General features: G+C 37.5%; 13 protein-coding genes. 5 read left to right on the top strand and 8 right to left on the bottom strand.

Annotated elements, in window-relative coordinates:
- The coding region (locus tag B6258_RS02910; RefSeq protein WP_164996127.1) for a transposase at window positions 1-120 on the bottom strand (120 nt) is incomplete at its 3' end.
- Between the two features lie 137 nt (window positions 121-257).
- Here B6258_RS02910 and B6258_RS02905 point away from each other — a divergent pair.
- Both B6258_RS02905 and B6258_RS02900 read left to right on the top strand, forming a co-directional pair.
- Window positions 258-692, top strand: coding sequence for a hypothetical protein (locus B6258_RS02905; protein WP_129586841.1), 435 nt, complete (start codon window positions 258-260; stop codon window positions 690-692).
- A 179-nt stretch (window positions 693-871) separates the two neighbouring features.
- A complete protein-coding gene (locus tag B6258_RS02900; RefSeq protein WP_240531510.1) occupies window positions 872-1,234 on the top strand; it encodes a hypothetical protein in 363 nt (120 codons plus the stop codon).
- 23 nt (window positions 1,235-1,257) lie between these two features.
- Here B6258_RS02900 and B6258_RS02895 read toward each other — a convergent pair whose 3' ends face one another.
- On the bottom strand, window positions 1,258-1,698 hold the full coding sequence (locus B6258_RS02895) for a YhbP family protein (protein ID WP_099074012.1): 441 nt from the start codon (window positions 1,696-1,698) through the stop codon (window positions 1,258-1,260).
- A 114-nt stretch (window positions 1,699-1,812) separates the two neighbouring features.
- Window positions 1,813-2,064 carry a YdgH/BhsA/McbA-like domain containing protein gene (locus tag B6258_RS02890; RefSeq protein ID WP_099074011.1) on the bottom strand — a complete coding sequence of 84 codons (252 nt, stop codon included), beginning with the start codon at window positions 2,062-2,064 and terminating at the stop codon, window positions 1,813-1,815.
- Window positions 2,065-2,351: 287 nt separating this feature from the next.
- Between B6258_RS02890 and B6258_RS02885 the strand changes: the two genes are divergently transcribed.
- Window positions 2,352-2,642 (top strand): GIY-YIG nuclease family protein, encoded by a 291-nt coding sequence (locus B6258_RS02885; protein ID WP_099074010.1) that lies wholly within the window; start codon window positions 2,352-2,354, stop codon window positions 2,640-2,642.
- 2 nt (window positions 2,643-2,644) lie between these two features.
- Here the strand turns inward: B6258_RS02885 and B6258_RS02880 are convergent, their stop codons facing one another.
- A complete protein-coding gene (locus B6258_RS02880) occupies window positions 2,645-3,151 on the bottom strand; it encodes a GNAT family N-acetyltransferase (RefSeq protein ID WP_099074009.1) in 507 nt (168 codons plus the stop codon).
- A complete protein-coding gene (gene ubiT / locus B6258_RS02875; protein ID WP_099074008.1) occupies window positions 3,145-3,678 on the bottom strand; it encodes a ubiquinone anaerobic biosynthesis accessory factor UbiT in 534 nt (177 codons plus the stop codon). Before ubiT ends, B6258_RS02880 begins: the two co-directional genes overlap by 7 nt.
- 216 nt (window positions 3,679-3,894) lie before the next feature.
- Here ubiT and ubiU point away from each other — a divergent pair, with 216 nt between their 5' ends.
- Both ubiU and B6258_RS02865 read left to right on the top strand, forming a co-directional pair.
- Window positions 3,895-4,890, top strand: a complete 996-nt coding sequence (gene ubiU, locus B6258_RS02870; protein WP_099074007.1) for a ubiquinone anaerobic biosynthesis protein UbiU — start codon at window positions 3,895-3,897, stop codon at window positions 4,888-4,890.
- 13 nt (window positions 4,891-4,903) lie between these two features.
- The gene (locus B6258_RS02865; protein WP_099074006.1) at window positions 4,904-5,782 is read left to right on the top strand and encodes a U32 family peptidase; all 879 of its coding nucleotides are present in this window, start codon (window positions 4,904-4,906) and stop codon (window positions 5,780-5,782) included.
- 45 nt (window positions 5,783-5,827) lie between these two features.
- Here B6258_RS02865 and B6258_RS18000 read toward each other — a convergent pair whose 3' ends face one another.
- The 3 genes from B6258_RS18000 to B6258_RS02855 form a co-directional block, all read right to left on the bottom strand.
- Entirely contained in the window at window positions 5,828-5,977 is a 150-nt protein-coding gene (locus B6258_RS18000; RefSeq protein WP_164996126.1) for a type II toxin-antitoxin system TacA family antitoxin, read from the bottom strand.
- Between the two features lie 70 nt (window positions 5,978-6,047).
- Window positions 6,048-7,211, bottom strand: coding sequence for an ABC transporter permease (locus B6258_RS02860; RefSeq protein ID WP_099074005.1), 1,164 nt, complete (start codon window positions 7,209-7,211; stop codon window positions 6,048-6,050).
- Window positions 7,211-8,356, bottom strand: coding sequence for an ABC transporter permease (locus tag B6258_RS02855; protein WP_099074004.1), 1,146 nt, complete (start codon window positions 8,354-8,356; stop codon window positions 7,211-7,213). Before B6258_RS02855 ends, B6258_RS02860 begins: the two co-directional genes overlap by 1 nt.
- Between the last annotated feature and the right edge of the window lies 1 nt (window position 8,357).

Below are 8,357 nucleotides of genomic sequence, written 5' to 3'. Positions count from 1 at the left end.
ATTATAATAAGTGGCATTACTGATCCCATTTTGGCGACAAATATCTTCTACTTTCATACCAGAATCAGCGAGTTTTAAAATGTTCACGATTTGAGTTTCAGTAAAACGAGCTTTTTTCATCATGACCTCTGCAAATTAAAGGGCAGAAAATCTAATTATAGCTGTCTTATTTTAGGGGGAGTGGACAGGTTGACTATACAAAATCTGTACTTACTTCACTCGGCATCAAAAATGGTACTTCACATAATGAGATAATCGTGTCTTCAAATGGCCCAGTACTGATTGAATCTGGAGCAAGAATGCATGGAGGTCTTGGACCAAGCCTCGTTGAACAATGTAATTCCCACTCTCTAATAGATATGAGTCTACTAGTCCGTATTGCCCCCCACCAATTCACAGACGCAATTTGCACTTCACCTGTTTTACAACGTTATGCAATCGAATATTTTCTCTGCGCCCCCAAGCAAGGGCATATAAAAGAAATAAATATCGAGAAACAGTGTAATACCTTAAAAAGTTATGGTTTTACCATCTGTAAATACAAACCTAATGATTATTTACAAAAAACGACTGATTTAGTGACATCTTATGGAAGGATTGTTTTGTTTAATGAAGAATATTCGACTTTGTCAACCGATGTGCAAGTTGTAGCTGATTTAGAAAAAAAAGGAGCATTAATTAGTATTATATAATTCACTAAATCTTACGATATTAGTCCTTATATACATTTTATCCAGTAGTAGGTTATCCAAATACTGACTTAATAACCCCTGTTATCAAATGCGAATCATTTTCAAAAAAGATGGTCAAAGTGATTAGTTTTGTTTTATTATTAACACTCTTAACTATTCTTTTTATGATGATATTTGATATGAGATTAGCACTTTTTCCTTTATTTTCAATAGTTTTACTTTCTGGTTGTAGTAGTACTTGGGAACCTAAAGGTTCATCAGATTACACATTACAGGAAGCTAAAATGCTTTGTGAATTTGATGCAAATACTCGCTACCCGATTCGCAAAGAAGTGCTACAACGTACCGTTTATCGTGATGTGCAAAAAACATGTCGCAAAGATGATAAAGACCACTGTGGTGATAAAAAAACCTACACTGAACGTGTACCCATGACAGAAAGCTATGTTGAAGACATTAACCAAGAAGACAGAAAAATCTTCTACACTTCTTGTATGTCTTTAAAAGGATGGGAACAAAAAAATCATTATTTTTGGGAATAGTAGAAAGTTAAGAAAAAATAAGTTTAATCACGCTGCCAATAGAGCTTAGTTCCGAAGCCCAACTGATTATTGACCATCTTAATTTCTTGTAATTGTAATTCCCATAAAGGCACATGGATGGCGGCTAATGCGACAGGAAAACGTAAACAATAATGTTTTCTTGCATTGATGTCGTCCTTACCTGTCAGTAAAGACACAGCCCCAGTAAATTGGATCCCTTGTAAATCTGAAACGACAATTTCTTGTGTGCTAATACTCCCTGCAACTAATAAGTTTTCCTGCATCATTTGAGCATGCCGAGTTTTCTTTTCAGAAAGAAAAACAAGCCTCATCTGATTTTCATCAAACCAATAAAAACAATTAGCACACCAAATATCACCCAATGAACGTGTTGTACATAAGGTAAATACATGGTTACTGTTCATATATTGTTTAATTATTTTGATCGAATCTAGAGAAGACATAATATACCTGTATAGATACAAAAAGAGACGCTGTTTAGTTGATAATTATATCACCAAAACGAGCGTCTTACCGCGAGTCTCTTATTACAGGTTATTTATCGGAACTAGTTAAAATTAACGATAAATTTCAGCATTTACAGTGAGGTAATCATCACCTGTTGCGCCGACAACTTTAAAACCTTTTGCACCTTCATCTTTTGCGATTTGAGCAATTTTAGTTGTTAAACCGTCTAGAGTATCACTACCTGTAATTGTGATATACTCACCATTAGCTGAAGGGCTTTTTGATACGCTATCAGCAGCAAATGAACCGAATGAAATAGCACTTAAAGCTAATGTTGCAGCGATTAATGTAGATTTTTTCATAATAAACTCCAATTAAATTCTAGTTATGTTGGGTATCGCGGAGTGTGCCTCTGTGATATGGATCATATTATGCGCTTTAGTTTAACTTTAAAATTAGCAATAATTGCTGTTCATTTTCAAAAAAATTGAATGTTATTTTTTAAATGATAGAACCTATTGTCACAAATATTTCACAACATATTGATATATCTAATAGATTTCATTTTGATAAAACGATAAATTACTCACTTAAGAAACTAAGCAGTATTATTTATCAAAAGAAAAAGTAGCACGAAAAGGAAAAAATGATGACGGAGACAATGTGGTCACTCTATATTATTAGAAATCGTCTCGGTTCGCTTTATACAGGGATCACGACAAATGTTGAGAGGCGTTTTCAACAACATCAGAATGGAACTGGCGCTAAGGCACTGAAAGGTAAAGGGCCTTTATTCCTAGAATTTTATTGTCAGGTAGGGAATAGACAACGCGCTTCTCAACTTGAATACCAATTAAAACAGTTGAAAAAAACGCAAAAAGAAAAGCTGATCATTGACCAGCCTTCAGACATTGCACTGTATTTAATACAAGATAAATAAATTTAGCTAAATTGGTCAAACAACGGTGAATAGTTGACTAAACCATGGATATCATCAACATTGCCATTTTCTAACGCATAAAGCTGAAAAGCATCTTCCGTATCAGGCCATTTGCAATGTAAGCCTTGTGACTTAGCTGGAATAAAACCTGATTTTTGATAGTACTCAGGCTCCCCCAACACCACAACGGCACCGTAACCAAATTCATTTAGACTATCTAGCCCTTCATTAATCAGTTGACGTCCAATACCTTGGTTTTGGAAATCAGGTGCAACAGCAAGTGGTGCAAGCCCTACCCACTGGCAATCTTTTCCATCAATATCAACAGGTGTAAAACCGATATAGCCAATCAATTGGCCTTCATCGCTAATTGCCACCATGCCTAATGTTAATAACCCTTCTTCACGTAAATGTCCGACTAAATCAGCTTCAGCGCCTGTCGGAAATGCTTGGCGTAAAAGGTTATCAATTGCAGGAATATCAACGGGAATTTCAACACGTATTAGCATGAAGTTGAGCTCAGTTCATGGCGGTGTAGAGTGTCTTCTTTTTCTTCTTGAAGCCCACTTTTTACAAACTCAGCCAGTTGTAATAAACCAAAACGCAACACAGATGGCATTGAGTCTAATTCAATTGCATCCATCAGGTTTTTAACATATAACCCGAGTTCTGTATCACCCTCAATTTGTAGACGACGTTGGAAAAATAAGGTGTCAGGATCTTCTTTGCGAGCAGCAATTAAAATAAGATCATTAGCATTTCCACTAAAGCTGACATCTTCTTTTTCTAAGCGACTGACCACTAATTTATCATCACGAACACTGATAAACCACTGTAAATGTAAGTCTCTTATCTCAACTTTTAGCCACTTATCTTCTAAAAAGTGTAAATCACCTTCCGCTAACGATTCACGAAACTGCCAACTTAAAAACTGTTCTAAGATGTCGCGTTGCAAAGCAAATGGGGTAACTTGTAAAGGGTAACGTAAAAAACGAGGTCCCTCTTTAACCAAATGGGTACGAATTTTGTTAAACACGTTCGGACTCCTATAAATAAAATTACGGGCTATTGTGCCAGATATAGACAGATATTCTGCGATCCTATATCAATATTCGGTTAATCCGTTGCTCACATTTTGAGTTCTTTGATTTTACTTAAGCAAAAAACAGAGTTCTCTGCCCTAAATCAAAACCTTTTTTTATCTTGCTCATTACAATTTCTGATCATTCTTAATTTCTAAAGGGAAGTGAAGATGGAATTGCTGTGTCCAGCAGGTAATTTACCTGCCTTAAAAGCGGCCATAGATAATGGTGCGGATGCCGTTTATATCGGCTTAAAAGATGATACGAATGCAAGACATTTTGCAGGTTTAAATTTCACAGAAAAGAAGTTACAAGAAGCAGTTAATTATGTTCATCGCCACCAGCGAAAATTACATATTGCAATAAACACCTTTGCTCACCCTGATGGATTTGAACGCTGGCAAAAAGCTGTTGATATGGCGGCATCTTTAGGCGCAGATGCACTTATTTTGGCAGATATTGCCATGTTAGAGTATGCGGCTGAACGTTATCCTCATATTGAACGCCATGTTTCTGTACAGGCTTCTGCGACCAATACACAAGCTATTGAGTTTTATCAACGTAACTTCGATGTAGCTCGTATTGTTCTTCCTCGTGTTCTATCTATTCATCAAGTCAAACAATTAGCACAAACTAGCCCAGTACCTTTAGAAGTCTTTGCCTTTGGTAGCTTATGTATTATGGCTGAAGGTCGATGCTATCTCTCTTCTTACTTAACAGGTGAATCCCCTAATACCGTAGGTGCTTGCTCGCCCGCTCGTTTTGTACGTTGGCAACAGACACCACAAGGAATGGAATCTCGCCTTAATGATGTGCTTATCGACCGCTATTCACCCAATGAAAATGCAGGCTACCCAACATTGTGCAAAGGACGCTATTTTGTTGATGACCACTGTTATCACGCATTAGAAGAGCCAACGAGCCTCAATACCCTTTCTCTATTACCTGAACTAATGGCAATGAATATTGCATCCGTCAAAATTGAAGGTCGTCAACGTAGCCCAGCTTATGTCACAGAAGTCGCAAGAGTTTGGCGTACTGCCATTGATCAATGTAAGAAAAATCCTCAAGCCTTTAGCACAGATCCTCGTTGGATGAACGCATTAGGAAAAATTTCAGAAGGGACACAAACAACATTGGGCGCTTATCACCGTAAATGGCAATAATAAGGATAAGAAAATGAAATATGCATTAGGCTCTGTACTTTATTATTGGCAAAAAGAAACACTTGAAGCGTTCTATGAAAAAACAAAACAGTGTGATGCTGATATTATTTATTTAGGTGAAACGGTTTGTAGTAAACGTCGAGAAACTAAGCCTCAAGATTGGATAAATCTTGCCAAAGAAGTCGCTAAAAGCGGTAAGCAAGTGGTTCTTTCTACCTTAGCATTATTACAAGCACCATCTGAATTAAAAGAAATTGCTAAGTTAGTTGATAACGGTGAATTTTTAGTTGAAGCACATGATTTTGGTGTAATCAATATGCTTTACGAACGGCATCTTCCTTTTGTCGCAGGCCACGGGCTTAACTGCTATAACGCTTATGCAGTACGTTTGTTGCATAAACAAGGAATGATACGCTGGTGTATGCCTGTTGAGCTTTCTCGCGAATGGTTAAATAATCTTTTAAATCAATGTGAAGAGTTAGGTATTCGCAATAAATTTGAAGTTGAAGTGCTGGCTTATGGGCATCTTCCTTTAGCTTATTCAGCGCGCTGTTTTACTGCTCGTTCTGAAAATCGCTCTAAAGATGATTGTGAAACCTGTTGTCAAAAATACCCTCAAGGCCGTGAAGTGCTTTCACAAGAAAATCAGCAAGTATTTGTTTTGAATGGTATTCAAACACAAAGTGGTTATTGTTATAACTTGGGTAACGATCAAGCATCAATGGCAGGATTAGTGGATATTATTCGTCTTTCACCTGAATCTGACGCTATTTTTGATACCTTGCAACAATTTCGCCAAAATGAGCAAGGTCAACAACCTCTTACAACGATTCATCATCATGACTGTAATGGTTATTGGCGTAAGTTGGCAGGATTAGAATTGGTGGAATAACGAGTTTAATCCACTCTATTTAATTCAATAATAGAGTGGATGAATTCACTTATCCCAAGGTGATTTTGATTTCAATGTGTTACTTAGCTCAACATTTGGCTTAACTGATTTATCTAACCATGAGATCAATTTTTTATAATTGTCTTTCGATAACTTTACTTCAATAAAACCCGATTCTAATTCTTCAATTTCCATATAGTAGAACCTATTCCTAATTGATAATTTTAAGTTAGATATTTATTTGTTGATGATTTTATCATATAGCCTATTTTGACTCACCACGACGGTGTAACCAATGCTTAAATTGGTGTGTAATATGTCTTAACTCACCATTGCGTAACATACCCACCAGCACGCCCAATACAGTATAAATCACGCCTAAAACCAGCATCATCACGATATCACCCAGTATACTTTGGAATGACAGTCCCATTTGATTAATCCCCGCCATGGCGTTTACTGCCCATGTAGAAGGTAATGCGGATGAAATAGCAAATACCCAGTCAGGCATCGCTTGTAATGGCCAAATCGTGCCAGAAATATAAAACACGGGTGTTGTGACAAATGCCAGTGTCAAATAAATCATCTCAACACTGCGTAAGCATTCTGTAATTAACTTGCCCAGACCTAAGACTGCCAATAAGAATGGGAATGTCAGCATCCAAATTTGGTAAAGTGGCGCCTCTTGTCGATATCCCAATACCCATGGCCATAATGCAAAGAATACCGCGGATAAAAATAACCAAATCGGAATAAGTGCCGATAATGCGCCTAAATAAACCGCTAATGGTGGCTTTCCTTTTGGCGTACTTCTCACTGCAATACTGACACGCACACAGGCAATTAAAAGGGAATGTTGCAATAACATCACTAATAATCCAGGGAAAATAATCGCAGCAAAACTTACACCAGGGTTATACATCGCAATAGTTTCACCCTGAATAGGCTTTAATAGAATTTTTGATTGTTCAACACTAAAGCCCGCATTTTGTAAAATGCGCCCATTGTAAGTATCTAATAACTGTTGATAAGCCAACATCAATTCCTGCTGAATTTGCCCGCTGGCAAGGCGGTTTGTGGCATCACCAAAGACCGGCACGGTGACATCTTTACCATTGAGTAATTTCTTCTCAAAATCAGTTGGAATAATAATGATGGCAAAAAGCTCTCGCATAATCATATCGTGACGAGCTTCATCTAAATTATCGTAGTTCTTAATGCTTAATTTAGGTGTCGAGTTTAATGCCCGAATAAGTGAATAACTTGCTGGGCTATGATCTTGATTAATCACTGCCACCGGCAAATCCCACAGTACAGGCTTGGCATACACCAAACTCATAATACATAGAGAAACGATAAGTAGCATCCACATGGGTTTTTCTAACATTCCCAATAGAACACGCTTAAAGGTTTGGAAATACATTTGCATCATGCAACACCTACCTGTAATTCCAATCGTTTAAAAATACGTTTACGAATTAAGAAAGCGATAGCAAAAGGATAAATCAGCAAGAGTGAACAAACATATAAAATACCTTGCAGTGAGACTTCTCTTAAGAAAATATCAAACATCGCATTTAAGGCGTGAGTTAATGGCTCTAAATTAGAAATAATCTGTGCAGGTAAAATCATCGAAAGTTCAGGTACAGCCATACCTGAAAATGCCAATGCAATACTCACCAACATACCTATCATACTGTATGCCGTTATCGCACTATTGGTAAACGCAAAGAGCAACAATCCTACACTTTGAGCTGCAATAATATAGAAGAATCCCACTAACACCATATATAGCGGATTACCGTTCACCTTCGCCCCCGAAAAATGCACTAATGCCGCTAATTCAACAATTAATAAGGTTAAGAAAAACAGTGTGTAAGGTGTAAGCTTACCAATAAGTGCAAAAGTGAAGGGCTTAATATTCAATAGCATATTACCGCGCGATAACGAATAAATCGTACAGGTCACGACAAATAGCTGGAGCATATGGATCGTAGCGGCAAATTGCTGGTAATAAATATAACTCCCGCTGGCATTAAACAAACTGTCATAAGAGAGCGTGACTTTTGCCAATGGTGGAACGGGTTTATTCATCTCTTGTGCTAAAACAGTGCGATATTGCGCATTAAGCTCTGCAATGAGTCCGCTAAAGTCCTGAATCGCATAACTCCCCGCCGCATAATACAATCCGTTGTAATACATCCGTGTGGTGGGTTGCTTTCCTGCTAATACCTTACTTTCAAAGTGTCGAGGAATAGTCAATATCGCATAATCTTTTGCGCTACCAAGTCGTTCCATTGCTGTGCGAGGATTGCCATCTAACGTATTTAATTGCGCATGAGAGCCCGCATTTAAGTCTCTGATTAGTGTTCTCGATAATGGGCTATTATCGTTATTAATCACTGAAACGGGCAAATTCAGCAATGTCCCTTCAGAAAAGTTAGCACTAATTAACGTGAATAAAATCAATGGAAATAGCCAGCTTAGCCAGTGAAAAACGGGGCTACGAACTGCCATATGAGTTTCTCGTGAAAATGCGCTACTAAAGCCACGCCAAGCTGCCTTTATTCTCATT

Source organism: Proteus alimentorum (genome assembly GCF_002607735.1).
Lineage (GTDB): Bacteria > Pseudomonadota > Gammaproteobacteria > Enterobacterales > Enterobacteriaceae > Proteus > Proteus alimentorum.
Note: the sequence above shows the minus strand (reverse complement) of the source record. Positions and strands in the feature narration are given on the sequence as shown.

Bases quoted from the DNA above. Each gene is read 5' to 3' on its own strand.
- B6258_RS02900 (WP_240531510.1), top strand. From the start codon at position 872: ATGAGATTAGCACTTTTTCCTTTATTTTCAATAGTTTTACTTTCTGGT.
- B6258_RS02895 (WP_099074012.1), bottom strand. From the start codon at position 1,698: ATGTCTTCTCTAGATTCGATCAAAATAATTAAACAATATATGAACAGT.
- B6258_RS02890 (WP_099074011.1), bottom strand. From the start codon at position 2,064: ATGAAAAAATCTACATTAATCGCTGCAACATTAGCTTTAAGTGCTATT.
- B6258_RS02885 (WP_099074010.1), top strand. From the start codon at position 2,352: ATGACGGAGACAATGTGGTCACTCTATATTATTAGAAATCGTCTCGGT.
- B6258_RS02880 (WP_099074009.1), bottom strand. From the start codon at position 3,151: ATGCTAATACGTGTTGAAATTCCCGTTGATATTCCTGCAATTGATAAC.
- ubiU (WP_099074007.1), top strand. From the start codon at position 3,895: ATGGAATTGCTGTGTCCAGCAGGTAATTTACCTGCCTTAAAAGCGGCC.
- B6258_RS02865 (WP_099074006.1), top strand. From the start codon at position 4,904: ATGAAATATGCATTAGGCTCTGTACTTTATTATTGGCAAAAAGAAACA.
- B6258_RS18000 (WP_164996126.1), bottom strand. From the start codon at position 5,977: ATGGAAATTGAAGAATTAGAATCGGGTTTTATTGAAGTAAAGTTATCG.
- B6258_RS02860 (WP_099074005.1), bottom strand. From the start codon at position 7,211: ATGCAAATGTATTTCCAAACCTTTAAGCGTGTTCTATTGGGAATGTTA.
- B6258_RS02855 (WP_099074004.1), bottom strand. From the start codon at position 8,356: ATGAGAATAAAGGCAGCTTGGCGTGGCTTTAGTAGCGCATTTTCACGA.